This is a genomic window from Bacillus sp. 103mf, from assembly GCF_900116295.1.
Taxonomy (GTDB): Bacteria; Bacillota; Bacilli; order Bacillales; family Bacillaceae_G; genus Bacillus_A; species Bacillus_A bruguierae.
Window position 1 is genome coordinate 178,760 of the sequence record NZ_FPAF01000002.1, and the last position, 16,303, is coordinate 195,062.

15 protein-coding genes are annotated in these 16,303 nt (G+C 36.0%); 3 read left to right on the top strand and 12 right to left on the bottom strand.

Annotation, left to right across the window (positions count from 1 at the left end):
* Positions 1–124: 124 nt before the first annotated feature.
* The 9 genes from BM350_RS07495 to BM350_RS07535 all read right to left on the bottom strand — a co-directional run bounded on the left by BM350_RS07495 (position 125) and on the right by BM350_RS07535 (position 8,305).
* Complete coding sequence (locus BM350_RS07495) at positions 125–439, bottom strand: cyclic-phosphate processing receiver domain-containing protein (RefSeq protein WP_090915250.1); 315 nt, start codon at positions 437–439, stop codon at positions 125–127.
* Between the two features lie 12 nt (positions 440–451).
* Positions 452–1,162, bottom strand: a complete 711-nt coding sequence (locus BM350_RS07500) for a prepilin peptidase (RefSeq protein WP_090915587.1) — start codon at positions 1,160–1,162, stop codon at positions 452–454.
* A 111-nt stretch (positions 1,163–1,273) separates the two neighbouring features.
* Positions 1,274–1,984, bottom strand: a complete 711-nt coding sequence (locus BM350_RS07505; protein ID WP_090915248.1) for a LutC/YkgG family protein — start codon at positions 1,982–1,984, stop codon at positions 1,274–1,276.
* Entirely contained in the window at positions 1,984–3,405 is a 1,422-nt protein-coding gene (locus BM350_RS07510) for a LutB/LldF family L-lactate oxidation iron-sulfur protein (protein ID WP_090915246.1), read from the bottom strand. The genes BM350_RS07505 and BM350_RS07510 overlap by 1 nt, the downstream gene beginning before the upstream one ends.
* Before the next feature lie 18 nt (positions 3,406–3,423).
* The gene (locus BM350_RS07515) at positions 3,424–4,140 is read right to left on the bottom strand and encodes a (Fe-S)-binding protein (protein ID WP_090915244.1); all 717 of its coding nucleotides are present in this window, start codon (positions 4,138–4,140) and stop codon (positions 3,424–3,426) included.
* A gap of 169 nt (positions 4,141–4,309) precedes the next feature.
* Positions 4,310–4,999 (bottom strand): FadR/GntR family transcriptional regulator, encoded by a 690-nt coding sequence (locus tag BM350_RS07520; RefSeq protein ID WP_280141368.1) that lies wholly within the window; start codon positions 4,997–4,999, stop codon positions 4,310–4,312.
* Between the two features lie 276 nt (positions 5,000–5,275).
* Entirely contained in the window at positions 5,276–6,664 is a 1,389-nt protein-coding gene (locus BM350_RS07525) for a sensor histidine kinase (protein ID WP_090915242.1), read from the bottom strand.
* Between the two features lies 1 nt (position 6,665).
* Positions 6,666–7,337 (bottom strand): response regulator transcription factor, encoded by a 672-nt coding sequence (locus BM350_RS07530; RefSeq protein WP_090915240.1) that lies wholly within the window; start codon positions 7,335–7,337, stop codon positions 6,666–6,668.
* Positions 7,334–8,305 (bottom strand): YncE family protein, encoded by a 972-nt coding sequence (locus BM350_RS07535; protein ID WP_090915239.1) that lies wholly within the window; start codon positions 8,303–8,305, stop codon positions 7,334–7,336. Before BM350_RS07535 ends, BM350_RS07530 begins: the two co-directional genes overlap by 4 nt.
* A 1,027-nt stretch (positions 8,306–9,332) precedes the next feature.
* Here BM350_RS07535 and BM350_RS07540 point away from each other — a divergent pair.
* The 3 genes from BM350_RS07540 (at position 9,333) to BM350_RS07550 (ending at position 12,081) form a co-directional block, all read left to right on the top strand.
* Positions 9,333–10,283 (top strand): CAP domain-containing protein, encoded by a 951-nt coding sequence (locus tag BM350_RS07540; protein WP_090915237.1) that lies wholly within the window; start codon positions 9,333–9,335, stop codon positions 10,281–10,283.
* 151 nt (positions 10,284–10,434) lie between these two features.
* Positions 10,435–10,623, top strand: coding sequence for a recombinase family protein (locus tag BM350_RS07545; protein WP_090915235.1), 189 nt, complete (start codon positions 10,435–10,437; stop codon positions 10,621–10,623).
* A 21-nt stretch (positions 10,624–10,644) separates the two neighbouring features.
* Complete coding sequence (locus BM350_RS07550) at positions 10,645–12,081, top strand: RNA-guided endonuclease InsQ/TnpB family protein (protein ID WP_090915233.1); 1,437 nt, start codon at positions 10,645–10,647, stop codon at positions 12,079–12,081.
* A 462-nt stretch (positions 12,082–12,543) separates the two neighbouring features.
* Here BM350_RS07550 and BM350_RS07555 read toward each other — a convergent pair whose 3' ends face one another.
* The 3 genes from BM350_RS07555 to BM350_RS07565 all read right to left on the bottom strand — a co-directional run bounded on the left by BM350_RS07555 (position 12,544) and on the right by BM350_RS07565 (position 16,278).
* Entirely contained in the window at positions 12,544–13,464 is a 921-nt protein-coding gene (locus BM350_RS07555) for an RluA family pseudouridine synthase (RefSeq protein WP_090915231.1), read from the bottom strand.
* Between the two features lie 100 nt (positions 13,465–13,564).
* Entirely contained in the window at positions 13,565–13,975 is a 411-nt protein-coding gene (locus tag BM350_RS07560; RefSeq protein ID WP_090915229.1) for a histidinol dehydrogenase, read from the bottom strand.
* Positions 13,976–14,079: 104 nt separating this feature from the next.
* Positions 14,080–16,278 carry an MMPL family transporter gene (locus BM350_RS07565; protein WP_090915227.1) on the bottom strand — a complete coding sequence of 733 codons (2,199 nt, stop codon included), beginning with the start codon at positions 16,276–16,278 and terminating at the stop codon, positions 14,080–14,082.
* Between the last annotated feature and the right edge of the window lie 25 nt (positions 16,279–16,303).

Consider the following 16,303-nt stretch of genomic DNA (forward strand, 5'->3'; position numbering starts at 1 on the left):
ACAAGAGGTTAGTGAGTTTTACTGCCCGTTAATAGCGGGATAAAGCGAAACTTTAATAAGTATGAAGGATTCATCCCCTGCACGTCGAAAGCATGCATTCCAAATTTATTGGAATGCATGCTTTTTAGTAACTTCCAACACATTTAATAATAATAGATGAAGAAATTTCTCCAGACTCTTTTCCTTTTTGTATCCGATTTAACATATAACGTTGTCCGATCGTATCATTCGTATGAAAATGAATTTCTTCCACATATAATCGTTCCTTACAAAATACATCTACGAAATACAGCCCATTTCTCTGACGAAATCCCATATTATAATCGAGTGATAACGTATGTATCTTATTATTTCGAATAAGCTCCAGCGCTTGTTCGACTGTCGTTGCTAGTGTAAAGCCAGCTGGGCACGGTCTTTGATCATCCATATATACATTCATCCCATCCCTCCTCTACATACTATATGTACATATTGTACCAAGTGCAATAAAAGGCGCAAAGGGAAGTGGTTCTTTATATGTCATACGTCTAAGAACAATAAAAATAATAAGAAAACAAAGACCAAATAATGATGAGAAACAAAGTGACAACAGTATCGCTTTTGTTCCAACTACAAAACCAAGTAAAGTCAATAATTTTACATCCCCTCCTCCGATTCCTTTTGGATAAATAACTTGAATGACATATAAGAACATAAACATAACCATTGCCCCTAACAGTCCGTCCCACCATAGCGATGGCTGTATAAAAAAACGTTCTATTAGAAATAGTCCTGCAAAAAAGAATAAAATTTGATTTGGAATTATCATATAAAGAAGATCTGTAATGGAAACAATCAAAAGAAGTGATAACAATGTCCACACGATAATAAGTTGCTCATTGAAACCAACAAAAACTGCTGCAAGAAGAAACATTAGCCCTGCAATGCCTTCAAATAAAGGATGAAAATATGAGATTTTTATATTACAGTGCGTGCACCGGCCTTTTTGAATACAAAATGATAAAATAGGAATCAACTCTTTTAGTTGTAATACATGGGAACAATGAGAGCAATGGGAACGCGGTTTTATAATGGAGTAACCGAGCGGAATCCGATAAGCAACAACGTGATAAAAAGACCCTAATATCAAACCAGTGAAAAAAGCATATACATAAAATAGCATTTCATCCTCTCCTTTCGCGCCTAGTATAACAAGAAAAGATAACATATTGTATTTTCAAAAATTCATCTTTCTCCATAAAAAAACAGGCCCTTATTAGGCCTGTTTTTCCATCTATACAACAAAATAAAATGCTTTTAATGGTCCATGTACACCAACGACAAGGTTCATTTCAATGTCAGCAGAGTTACTTGGCCCTGTAATAAAATTAATACAAGAAGCCACGGCTTCTCCATTTTCTACACGTGTATTCAACTCACGTACTGCTTGTGTAATACGCGGCACGATTGTTTCACGTGGAATAATGGCTACATAAATAGTCGGTAAAAAGTGTAATGAACGGCCTCTTCCTTTATGGCTTTGCACGACAATTGTACCTGATTCCGCTAATGTATAATCACTAAACGAAATTCCGATATTTGCTTGTTCCGCCAGCTTCATGTTTTCTTCTTTCTTTACTGGATCCCAAGTATTTACTTCTACGTTTTCACCTGGAAGTTCCGCTTCAAACAATTGCCCTAGTCCATACTCTTCAAAACGATCATCTTGAGATAACATAATTGGTCCGCCGCCGTTTTCAGTGACAACTTTCTTAATTGCAGCACTTAATCCATCTCGATTTGTTTCAATAACAGTTGTATGAATGTTGTTACATTGTTTCTTAAATACTTCTAATAATTCTTCTTGCGAGTAATCATGTAACGTTTCTACATTCACATTGTTTTTCCATAACGGACGCTGTATCCCTTCTGTTTTGCGTTCACGTCCAAGCTGTTTTGCGATATTTTCTAAAAACGCATCGCGGTTTTGAATCGTTCCTGCCATTAGTTATTCCCGCCTTTCTTATGCTCTTTATACCAATCGCGGAATCTTTCTTTGCTTGGCGCTGGGAATTCACGAATTTCCGTCCAATTTTTCAGCGGTCCCACACCTTTAGAAACACGATTACCAGATGTGAATGGGCTCATTGCAACCGGCGCCATTTTCGATCCCATTTTGTATAAAGCCGCAGAAGAAGCGCCCATACTAAACATCTTCATCGCAAGTTTTTCTGCAAGCGGTACACGTCCTTCTTTTTCCACAATTACTTGACGATGTTTTAATAACAAGTCATGCAATGGAATTTTTACTGGACAAGCTTCTGTACATGCTCCGCATAAACTAGATGCATATGGAAGTTCTTTATAATCATCATAGCCACCTAAAAGTGGCGTTAATACCGCACCAATTGGTCCAGGATAAATGGATCCGTAAGAGTGACCGCCAACATGACGATACACTGGACATACATTGATACATGCCGCACAACGAATACATTGCAATACTTGACGGAACTCAGAACCTAAAATTTCAGAACGGCCATTATCTACAACAACTAAATGGAATTCTTCTGGTCCATCTATTTCATCTTCTTGAATTGGTCCTGCTACGGTTACATAACTTGTTAGTTTTTGACCAACAGCACTACGACAAAGTAAACCGACAAGAACATCAAGTTCTTCCATCGTTGGAACCATACGTTCCATACCCATTACCGCAATTTGTGTTTTCGGAATAGACATAACAAGGTCTGCATTCCCTTCATTTGTTACTAAACAAAGAGAACCTGTGTTAGCAACTGCAAAGTTACATCCTGTTACTCCAATTTCTGCATCCATAAATTTTTCACGAAGAATTTTACGAACAAACTTCGTCATCTCATATGGATCATCGGAGTTTTCATATCCTAACTTTTCTTTAAACACACCTTGAATTTGCGTTCTATTTTTATGAAGTGCTGGCGCAACAATATGAGATGGCGGATCATTGTCTATTTGCAAAATATACTCCCCTAAGTCACTCTCAACGACTTCACAACCGATTTCTTGAAGTACATGGTTCATACCAATCTCTTCTGTTACCATCGATTTTGATTTCACAACTTTTTTCGCTTGTTTCTTTTCAGCTACTTGCTTAATATACTCAGCTGCCTCTTCCTTCGTTTTCGCAAAGAAAACATGCCCGCCTCGTTTTGATACATTTTCGCTCAGCTGCATTAAATAATAATCTAAATTTTCTAGCGTATGCTGACGAATTTGTTCACCAAGATCACGCCACTCCTCCCAGTTACCTAGCTCCTCAGCTGCTTCTAAACGTTTTGTGTACAGACGCGTTTGCGCAGATGATACTGCCCCGCGCATAAACGAATCTTGAAGATTTTCACCAACACGATCATTAAATTTTTTATCACTTGTTTTCATAGACATAGCTTACTTCCCCCTTCATCAGCGGCTATTCAACACTTCAGCAATATGCATTACTTTCACATTTTTCCCTAAACGCTCGATACGCCCGCCAATGTTTAACAAACACCCACAATCTGCTCCAATTAAATAATCAGCACCTGTTTCTATGACACTATCAACTTTTTCATCTACCATCTGTTCAGAAATTGGCGTCATTTTTACCGAGAACGTTCCTCCAAAACCGCAACAATTTTGTACATTTGGCAGCTCTCTTACTTCTAAGCCCTTCACATTTGATAATAAAATACCTGGAGCTTCTTTTACTCCTAGTAAACGTGTCATGTGACAAGATTTATGGACCGTTGCTACGCCATCCAAACGAGCACCAACGTCAGTAACTTTTAACACATCAACAATAAATTGTGTCAATTCATATGTTTTTTCAGCTACTTTTTGTGCACGCGGTCCCCATTCTGGATCATCTTTAAATACATGTGGATACTCGTGAAACATTGTCGCACAAGAACCGGAAGGTGTAACGATATACTCAGCATTTTCAAATGTGCTAATCATATGCTTCATTGCTTCTTTTGCCGCTTCTACATGGCCACTATTGTAAGCCGGCTGCCCACAACAAACTTGCGCTTCCGGAAATTCAATTTCACAACCTAATCGCTCTAAAATTTCAACCGTCGCTTTGCCGACATTTGTTTCAAACATATCGACTAAGCATGTAACAAACAATGTAACTTTCATATTATAGCTCCCCCTCATTTCAACTCAGCCAATATTCATATGGTCATCAGATGACTTATTAAAAAAGAAAGAAGTGAGACACCAACTGCTCATATTCATTCTTTCTTTAGAAAACGCTTACTTATACTTTCTCTACTTTATCAAAAAATAAAATTTTAAAAGCATAAACTTACGAATTTGTTTCTTCAATGCCTGTGACCATACACTCTACATTCGTTAGGTGATTTTGCATCGCTTGTTGCGCTGCTGCAACATCATTCTCTAGCACTGCTTCATAAATTTTCCGATGCTCTTCTAGAAGTCGTTCTGCTGTTGTTTGTTCACCATATAAAATAATTCGTCTTGTTTCACCGATTGTTTCAGCAATCATTTCAGAGACGTGGTTCATTAATTCTAACAAAATATTGTTATGCGAAGCTTCTGCAATTGCCATATGGAAATGAAAATCTGCTTTTTCACCAGCTTGTTCATCTCCCATCCCCTTTTGCATCTCATCTAACCAATGCTGCATATTGTGTAAGTTTTCTTCAGTGCGTTTTAATGCTGCTGCACCAACTGCTCCTACTTCAAGCACTTTTCGCACTTCCAATAAATTCACAATATCTTCTTGTTTCATTAGCAAAGTGGTATTTAATGACGATGTTAATGAAGAGGCATTAAAGTTCTTCACATACGTACCTTCACCTTGTTTCATCTCAATTAAGCCCATTGCTCGCAATGCGCTTAACGCTTCGCGCACAGCAGATCTGCCAACTTGAAACTGCTCTGCCAATTGATGAACAGGAAGAAGTTTGTCACCAGGCTTTAATGTACCATTTTTAATCATTGCTAAAATGGCTTCCGATACTTCTTCGTAAATTTTTTTTGGCTTAATAGATTTGTATTCCAGTTGTATCACCCCAGTATCATCCAAACAACTATGACAACAATTTATCCCGCACTAACGGGTAGTAAAACTCTCACCTCAAAATTCTGAGAAGTGAAAAAAGATAGCCAAGAGATAACTACTACAAGTTTCACTTTATACAGAAAATAGCATCCATATCTATTTTAGAACTAAACGTACAGAAGTACAAACATTTTGTTCATAAAATAGACAAAAAAAGTTATCCTGATATTTTTCCCTATTTATTCATTATGAAGAGATAACTGGTAAATGAATCAAAATTGTCGTTCCTTTTCCTTCTTCACTTTTAATTTGCCATGTTCCATCGTGAATGTGCACAATTTGTTTTACGATCGCAAGTCCTAGTCCCGTCCCACCATTGTGACGGCTTCTCGCTTTATCCACTCGGTAAAAGCGTTCGCCTAACTTTTCGAGATGTTCGGTGCCAATACCAATCCCAGTATCTTTAATTTGCAATTTACATTGCTCTGCTTGCTGCTCTAATTGGACATGTATAATCCCATTCTCACCTGTGTAGCGAATCGCATTATCTATTATGTTATGAAGTACTTGTTGCATTCTATCTTCATCAATATTGACAATTACATCTGGATCAAGAATTGTATGCAATTTAATTTGTTTTTCTGTCAATTGTAATTCGTATGTCTCTAGTACATCTTCAATTAACTGTGCAAATACAATAGGTTGCTTCTTAAGAGGAAAACGTTCTCCTTCAAGCTGCGCTAAATCTAATAAATCATGAACAAGACGTTGCATACGTCCTGCTTCTTTATGAACAAGCCCGGTAAACTTTAACTGCTGCTCGCCTTTTGCTACACCGTCAATAATTGCTTCACTATATCCTTTAATATAACTAAGAGGGGTTCGCAGTTCATGTGACACATTTGCTAAAAATTCTTTTCGCTGCACATCCTCTTCTTCAAGTGCACTTGCCATCTTATTAAATGCTTTACCAAGCCGACCAATTTCATCTTCTGATGAAATTGTAATTCGCTGTGAAAAATCTCCTTTTGCCATATGATTCGCAACTCGCTCCATTTGTGAAAGTGGCTTTGTAATTGCAATAACAATCTTTCGTCCAATCCATACAGTTAACACAATCATTACAAGAGAAAGAGGAGCTAAAATGAGTCCCATTTCATAAATTAAATCTTTAATGCTCTTTAAAGGAATATAAGAATATACAATACCGACCAATTTTTTATTGTCTAATACAGGAATAACGACTCCCATAATGTTACGCTGAAAATGTTCTTCATATCCCATCTTTGTAATCGTCTTTCCTTCTAACAGTGCTTGCCGGTCATCCTCACTAATAATTGAATTGTAATGAACATCAAATGGAAGACATGCACTTAAATCACGTGGATTATTCACAAACAATACATCGGCACTAGCAATTTTATCGAATGATTTTACCCTTTCCTCAAATACATCTATAGGTTCGTCTGCTCTATATTGCGCAACAAGACGATTTCCCTCTGCCTTTAATGTCTCTTCAATATTTTGGACATATAATTTTTCATACGAATATAATGAAACAAAATATAAAAATGAAACTGTTATACAAACTGCGCACGCAATTGTAAGCCATAACTTTTGTACCATCGTAAACATCTTACACCTCAAATTTATAGCCTACGCCCCAAACAGTTTGAATACAATTCCCATGTTCTCCAAACTTTAAGCGCATTGTTTTCACATGCGTATCAACTGTTCGAGTGCTACCGGCGTAATCATATCCCCAAACTTTTTCAAGCAACTGCTCCCGGCTAAATACTTGGCCGTTATGTTGACAAAGAAAATAAAGTAAATCAAATTCTTTCACAGTTAATGAAATACCTTCACCATCTATTTCAACGCGGCGACTTTTCTCATTAATAACAACTGGTCCAAATGCTATTTCCTCTTGTTCTTCATATTTCGTGTATCTCCTTAATACTGCTTCCATACGTGCAATCAATTCTCCTGGACTAAATGGTTTAACAATATAATCATCTGCCCCTGTACGCAATCCATTTACGCGATTCCATTCCTCTCCTTTTGCTGTCAAAAAGATAATCGGAATATCGGATGTTTTTCGAATTTCTTTACAAACCGTAATCCCATCCATTTCTGGCATCATGATATCCAAAATAACAAAATCAAAGTTTTCTATTTCAAGTATATGGAGCGCCTCTTTTCCATTTTCAGCTTCTTTCCACTCATAACCAAAGTTGTCCAAATACATACCGACAAGTTGCCTCATATCACTTTCATCATCAACAAGTAATACTTTATACTTACTCATTTCTTCTCCCCTACTCTTTGCGTAAATTGAAATGGCCCTTTACCAACTGAAATCGTCTGCTTTATTTTCATTTCACTTAAATCTAAAACATACACTTCATCACTATCATAGCTCGCAACATACCCTTCATTACCAATTTGCCAAAATGCAAATGGATTCGATCCTACCTCAAGCGCTCCTACTTCTTTATACGTTTTTCCATCAAATTTTCTCAGCGTGTTAGACCCATGACTAAGTACATAAATAAATTGTTGATCTGTAGACAGACTGACCGGCATAAATGGTGCATGTAACGATTGTAGCATTTGTCCATCTTGTACAGAATACATGAGCACTTTTTCATTTACTTGTTTACCGTCACCATGCCCGCCAATAAATATGTCCTTTCCATCTCGGCTAAGAAAAGCACCTGTTGAGGCTGGTGGAATCATAAAAGAATTCACAACCTTCTTTTGTTTCACATCAATACTAGACAATTTCGTATCATAAAAATTAAGAACATATAACATATCATTATGTTGGACTATCGTCAGCGGACCCTTTCCAACCGAAATGCTCTCTGTTTCTTTTCCATTGGTTGTAAACACACGAATTTTTTGCTGGTTTTGATCCGCAACGAACAGCTCTTTCCCATTTTCAGATAATAAGATATTTGCTATGCCTTTTCCTGTATTCCATTTTTCAAGCTGCTTTCCATCTTTCAAAGAATATACATATATATACTCAAGCTGTTTTCCATATACAAGTAAGCGATTCCTATCTGGTAACAACGTTGTTCCCGTAATAGTCTCATTTAAATGCCACGTTGTAATTGTTTTTTTCGTATCAGTATCAATAAAACTAATACTTCCTTCTTTTATATTTGTCGTTATAAGAAGAGATGTTTTCGTATCAATCGATTGATACGCCCCTCCCTTGCATCCTGTAAGTAATAGTACGATACAAAGTGAAATAAGCCACCTTTTCAAAAGATTACCTCCATTATGGACAGTTTCGTTATACTTGTAAAATAGCAAATAATTGTGAGGAAAGTGTGAAATCATAGTTCTTACTATATAATATATAAATGTAAATTGAAAAACGGAAATTAAAAAACCGACATAAAACCATTTTTTAGGTGGATGAGAGCATCTGGTCATGCGTAGAAGCGGTCAGGGCCTTTTTCTGCCACATGCGCAGTGAAAACCAGAGATAGCAAGCGAGTACAGTTTCCTTTTTCTCTGCATAGCAGCAATCTATATGTCGAAAAATTAAAGTGGTTTTATATAGTAGCGGTCAGATCCTTTTTCTGCCACGTGCATGGATTAAAACAAAGATAGAATGCGAGAGCAGGTCAGGGTTTGTTTGGCATAACAATGATTTCTATGTGGAAAAATCAAAATGTATTTATATAATATAGTAGATGTTAAAAGTAGAGGATTTCTGTATATGAAACTTTGTATTGAACGTGAAGTTATTTTACGGGGGCAGATTATACATGTATCACATGAAACGGCACAACAAAAAAGAATAGTTCCTTCCTTAATGAAGTTCCTCTTAATATAAAAAACGGGCGTACCTTTCTCTATTAAAGATACGCCCGTCTTTTTTATAGTCTACAACATTAAAAATATGTTACTGTATAATAAAAAAGAACGACAAAAAGATTACAATTGTGTTAAAAACAATCCATAATATTCCTCTACTTTCTCCTATAAACGTTAGTGTTATCCCATTCCCCTTCTTTCAAGATAGAAAATATAGCCAATTATTATTGCTATTCTTTCTCTATTTAAATATTAACTACCCCTTATGACATCTAATATTTCGTTATTTTGTTCCCTTTGAGCAGTTAGGATAAAAAAGGAAATCTCGTAGCCTATGAATTTTTTTCCAACTTTTTTTCGACAAAAATCTATGCTACGATGAACGTGTCAGTCAATCAGGCCGACAAAAATAAATTCTATGTAATAACAGTTTCATAACTTTATACATAAGTAGGGGGACAATTTAACAATGAAAAAACGTGTTTTACTATCTGTAGCGGCAGCAACTGCTCTTACATTTGGCCTAGGAACAAATGGTGCGAAAGCAGAAACAATCCAACCATCAACACCTAAAGTTCAAAATATTTCACATTCTCCATTATTTATGCAATATATGAATCAACAAGACTTTCAATCTTTCTTAACATCTCTTTTAAATTCATATGCAAAATGGAATGCCGGTGCTTTCCAACCAGGCAACTGTGTAATTCCTGGGCAACCGACTTACACAACAATTACAACTCCTTGGGGAAATATTGTAATTACAAACCCAGTTAATAACAATGAAACAACGAAACCAGAAGAAAAACCGGCTGATAACAACTCAGCAGCTAAGCCCGAAGAGAAACCGGTTGATAATAACAATCAACCAACTAAGCCAGCTGATAAGCCTGTTGATAACAACCAACCAACTAAGCCAGCTGATAAACCTGCTGATAAACCTGCTGATAACAACCAAGCGACTAAGCCAGCTGATAAGCCTGTTGATAACAACCAACCAACTAAGCCAGCTGATAAGCCTGCCGAAGAATCAAAGGGTTCATTAAGCGCATTTGAACAAAAAGTTGTTGATTTAACAAATGCTGAACGTACAAAACAAGGTTTACCAGCATTAAAAGTAGACGCCCCGTTAAGCAAAGTGGCACGTGTTAAATCAGAAGATATGCAAAAAAATCATTACTTCGATCACACTAGCCCAACATACGGTTCTCCGTTTGATATGATGAAACAGTTTGGCATTTCATATAAATCTGCTGGTGAAAATATTGCACAAGGACAACGTACTCCTGAAGAAGTTGTACAAGCTTGGATGAATAGTGCAGGTCACCGTGCAAATATTTTAAATAGCGGATACACACATATCGGTGTTGGTTACGTAGAAAACGGAAACTACTGGACACAAGAATTTATTTCAAAGTAAGACTTTAATCAATGGGGTAAAATAACAGTTTAAATAAAATTATCTAAAGTTACTCAAACCTATTCTATTTGAATAGGTTTTTATTTGTGGAAGTGAAATCGAACGAATTGTTATAAATAACAAAGATAGAATGATTCATTTTTGATTTGAAATGCCCCAACAAATTTGTACTATATATGATGTAAAAATTGAAATCATCAATCACACAGGAGATACAACTTATGAAGAAGAATTAGTAGAAGACATACTTTCTGTTATTACAGTTTTCAGTGCAAAATTGTATGGAAGTCGTTCTAAAAAAGCAAAAGAAATAAATGAATCTCTTCTTAAAGAAAAATAAACAGAAAGGAGGAAAAACAAAATGGCACTGCTTACTTATAATAAAAAAATGGAAGTGGTGTTTTCAAAAGAAGATGAACTGATTTTAGACGGTCAAAGTCGTATTTTAAATTGGTTATACAATCAATTGTTAACAACATGTAAAAAGGATTACGAAAACAACAATAATGAAAATCAATTTTTATATGACCGTAATTTGCGAAATTATGTAACGAGAGTCATGAAAGAAAAATATCCATTTTTACAAACTGTGTTTTCTTCTCCTGTAAAAGAAGTGTCCGCTCGTTTAAAAGATGCGTTTACACGTTTATTTACAGGACAAAATCAATATCCCAATTACCGTAGTTGGAAGAAAAAATGGTACAGTTTATTTTTTGACGAACCAAACAAGGGATGGGAAATTAGAGAGAATAAGCTTCTGATTATGTTAGGGAAAATTTCTGACATGCCTAAAATCAAGGGAAAACATAACCCTGGCGTATTTGGTACATTAAAAGAACCATTTTCATTACAAGAATATGAAACGATTCGAACTTGTCGTTTATGTAAACAACAAGGCGGTCGTTTTTATGTCATCCTCACCATCGAAAGAGGAAATGAAACCGACTTACAGTTTAAAGAGGAATTGAAACAATACAAAAAAGAAATCAAACAATACAATTACTTAAAAAAACAGGCAAAATCACAAGAAGAAAAAAAAGCTTTACCACAAAAACCAGTGAAACCTGTTCAAGAAATGAATGTACCCAAAGAGTCATGGATTTCTTTAGACCCTAACCATAAAAATTTCTTTGTAGGTGTGGATAACAAAGGTAATTCCATTGAATGGAGAAAAATACCACTTGTTAAATATTGGGATCGAAAAATCGATGAGTTGAAATCCCTTCGAGATAAGTGTAAAAAAAATTATCGAAAACGAACGACGAAACATGGGAATCCATACACCGTATATAGTCCAAGATGGAATAAAATCAACAAAGCGTTAAATAAAGCGTATCATTGTCGCCGAGAACAAATGAAGACTACAATGTATACGATTGCGAATGAATTATATAAACAATATGATGTTGTCATTATGGGAGATTATGTACCATCTAATGATACTGCTCCTTTGGATCACATGAAACGTAGTATGTTGAATCAAGAAGTCATCGGTTCGTTTCGTAAAATCCTAAAATGGGTAGCAGAAAAGAAAAACAAACACTTTTTCCTTGTTGACGAACGAGATACGACGAAAACATGTTGCGTATGCGGCCACAAAGAAAAGAAAGTACCATCAGTGCGTGTGTTTACTTGTGTGCCCTGTAAGACAACCTTAATGCGTGATAACAATGCTTCTGTGAACATCGCAAAAAAAGAACGGTTTTTCTTACAAGAAACATATTTCTCGAAATTAAGCACATTTACTCGTGCAGGATATGTACCTGTTGGACAAAAATGTGTCATCACAAACTTTTAATTTGCCTCGCTTAGGCAACGTACTTTTGTACGTTTACTTTCTTCTTTTGGATTATTCTAAAAGAAACTGCTGTCTATACCCGTACATGATTTTGGTATGAGACAGGGAAAAGAATTCACTCCTATGTACAAAAAAACTTACTCATGGGTAAGTTTTGAGTAAGTTTGAGGAGATTTTTCAGAGCGGTTCTCCCCATTGATTATTTTAATTAAAAAACCGACATAAGACGGGCAAGAGCATCTGGCCGTGTATAGAAGCGGGCAGGACCTTTTTCTGCCACACGCAGGGTTTTAAAACAAAGGGAAAAAGCGAGTGCATGTCATGTTTTGCTTGGCATAACAGCGATTTATATAGTTAAACCAATCGGACTCTCCTAAACTAATTTCTTTACTTTCTATTACATTTGGAGTTGAAAGAGTCCGCAAATAACAAAATAAATAGAGCCTTCTTAGGGGGCTCTATTTATTTTTTATTCATACAAGAATGTAAAATACGAGAAAAATCATGAGGAAGAGGGATATCTGCTTCAATTTGGTGTTTTGTTATTGGATGTAACATTGTAATATGAGCAGCATGCAATGCTTGACGAGAAAGCATCCTTGTCTTACCGCCATATAATACATCGCCAATCAGCGGATGACCGAGATAACTCATATGAACGCGTATTTGATGCGTTTTTCCCGTTTCTAATTGAACTTTCACAAGTGTTATGTTACTCTCTTTCGAATATTGCATAACCTCGTAATGTGTTATGGCACGGTCACCTTTTGGAGAAACTCGACGCCTTGATGCATGATGGCGATCTCGTCCAATTGGAGCATCTATTGTACCTCGCTTCTTTTGTACTTTCCCTTCAACAAGTGCCATATATGTCCTCTTAATTTTGCGTTCCGTTAATAATCGATCCATAATCACACCGGCTAAAGCGTGCTTTGCAAAGACGACTCCACCTGTTGTGTCCTTATCTAATCGGTGAATATGACGCATCTTTGTTTCAATTCCTTGCATTTGCAAATGAAATGCTACATAGTTTGCTAATGTGCCTGTCCCGCCTTTATTTGCAGGATGTGTGTCTACTTGAATTGGTTTATTAGCAATTAATACATGATCGTCTTCATAGATAACTTCTATATCATAAAACTCTGGTTCTACATCGTACTCTTCTTGTATAAACATATGAACTTGCAATTTATCTTCTTTTTGCAGTTGTTCACTCCACCGTTTTTCTTCTCCATTAACAAGAATACTTTTTTCCATACGATATTTATGTAATAATTTTTTCGGAACTTGCCATTCTTCTTTCAAAATAGAATCTATTGTTCGTCCATCCCATTCTGAAGGAACCGTAATTTCACACCATTCTCCCATTTTCTTTACTTTCATATCATCACCTTATTTCTATTCATTTTCTTATTGTAACGGAAAATCGCTTCTCATGCATAATTAGAGACAGTTCGCAATCGAACTGTCTCCAATTATCGCTTTATGCACGAAGCCTTTTCATTTCCTGCAACATTTCTTCAGCTTTTCTTTCATATGATAAATCTTGAAAAAATTCAGCTAACCGCTTGTAGTCATTGTAAGCATCTAATAATTGGTCTATCGTTTTATGATTATTTTTTTTCAGCGATGTTTTTAGTTTAACAGGATAACGGTATTCTCCCATATCACGAATTTTATAATATTCCTCGTCTACTTGAATGACTTTCACAAGTTCACTTTCTTCTGCATCGAGTGTATATCCATCAAACTCGCGCAGCAATTCATAAATAATATGTGTCTCCTTTGAATAAAAACCTTTTTCTAACCGATAGCCGACAATGCGATACATATGCCCATCATTTTCTGCAAATTGTACATTATCATTCAATTTAAATTTAAAATAACGAAACATTGCCTTCCCCCACTCTTATATGTAATCTCCTTATCTCATACTATTCGCTAAAATGGGGGAAAGCTATTCATACAAGTATCCCTCACCTATAAGATGAGAGATACTTATTCATGCATTTTTTTCTGTTTCCTTTTGGTAAATGGAAGCCACCAGTTCCACTCGCCAAACATTTTCATTAAACTTGGCACAAGGATTAATCGAATAATGGTTGCATCAAGGAATATAGCTAGCGCAACACCAAGCCCCATCTGCTTCACAGGCAAAATATCGGTAAAAGCAAATGCACCTGTAACAACGATCATAATTAACGCAGCTGACGTAATAATCCTGCTTGTTGACACTAATCCTTCTAACGTTGCATAATCGTTATCTCTCGTCTCTCCGTATAATTCATGAATACGTGAAATAAGAAATACTTCATAGTCCATACTTAATCCAAATACTAACCCAAAAATAAAAATTGGCAACACAAATAATACCGAACTTTGTTCTAATCCAAAATGCCCACCTTCAAAAAGCCAAATGACAATTCCAATCGTTGCACTTAAACTAAGCACATTCATCACAATTGCTTTAATTGGAATCAGGAGCGAACGAAACGCTAGTAATAAAATCAGAAACGTTGACGCAAAAATAACAGACATACCCACAACAACTTTATCTTTAATTTCATCTTCTAATTCTTGCTGGAAGGTTGTCATTCCACCTAGATAATATGTTATACCTTCCGTTTTATAGTTTGTTTTAAACTCTCGGACCCATTGCTTTGCTTTTTCTGTTCTTGGTTTTGTATCTAAAACAATTCCAATCGTTGTCTTATTCCCTTTCACATACGCCTCTAATGCCGGTTCTATTTGTGCACGATTTGGTGATTGCAACGTTGCTGTTAACTGTTCTGCAGTCATATTTCCAAGTTGTTCATATAAACTTTTCACTTCATATACATCTTTATCATCCTTTAGTTTCTGCACAACCTTTTGCAATGCTTGTAAATTTTCTTTTTCTGTGACATTTCCTTTCGTTTCAATAACAAGCGTCACATCTGCATGGGTTTTTACCGTTTTATTAAATGCATCTTCATAGTGTTCATAGGCAGTGCGTGCCTCACTTTTCTCAGGTAATGCTTCTACACCAGGGAACTGTAAATCTGCACCGCGAAGCGGCAATAAACAAATAATAATAAATGTAAATACTGCAATCGTCATTACAATTGGATATTTCATTACAAACTGTGCAAATTTACGCCACATTGGTGCTGTACGCTGAACATTTTGGTTCTTTCCTAATATACGTTTCCCCATTAAAGCTAACAGCGCCGGAAGCATCGTTAATGAAAATAAAATACTCATGATTACAACAATCATCCCACTAATGGCGACAGCTTGAATATAATCAATTTGGAAAAAGAACAAACCGGACAAACCAACAAATACACATAAACCTGAAAAAATAATAGCGCGTCCCGCCGTTTGATAAGTAACCATAATCGCTTCTTTAACAGAACGATATGCCAGCTCTTCTCGGAAACGATTCACAAATAAAAGAGCAAAATCAATGGATAAAGCAAGCCCAATCATCGGCGCCACGTTCAGTACAAAAATAGAAAGTTCCTTTTGTTCTCCGACAAAATATAAAATTCCCATCGTACTAATAACACTTAGTGCCCCGTTTAAAATAGGCAAAACTGATGCAAAGAAGCTGCCAAAAGAAAGTAATAACACCAAAAACGCAATTGGCAGCCCAATCATTTCTGCTACTTTCAAGTCATTTTGTGTTCTTGTATTGATTTCATCATTAATAACTGGATATCCAGTTGGAGATACTTTTACCTCCCCGTTACTTTCTTTTTGAATATCTTTTGCAAATGCTAATGTTTTTTCCTTCCGCTCTTTGCTTGTTTTCCCGGAAAATAAAATTGTTGCATAAGCAATATCTTCCTTCAACATTGTTTTATTTTCTATCGGCTCATGAAAAGATTCATAAGCTTCTTCTCTTTGAATTTTTTTTACAACCTCATCAATTCTCTCGATAAATTTTTGCTGAGATACACCTTTCTCTTTTTGAAAGACGAGTAACAATGCATCTTGTGACTGTTTAAAATCTTTATCGAGTATCTTTTTTGTCGTTTGATAATCACCTTGTGTTTGAAATCCATCTCCGCCTAATACACCAGGAAGCTTCGGTGCAAATATCCCAAGTAGCGCAGCTAGCAATATTAATAGCGCAATTGTTGTATATCGAAATCGATATAACAAAGCGCCAATTTTTCCCCACATATCTACTTTATGTACAGTTGTTTTCACAGAGTCTCACCTACTCCTCTTCTCA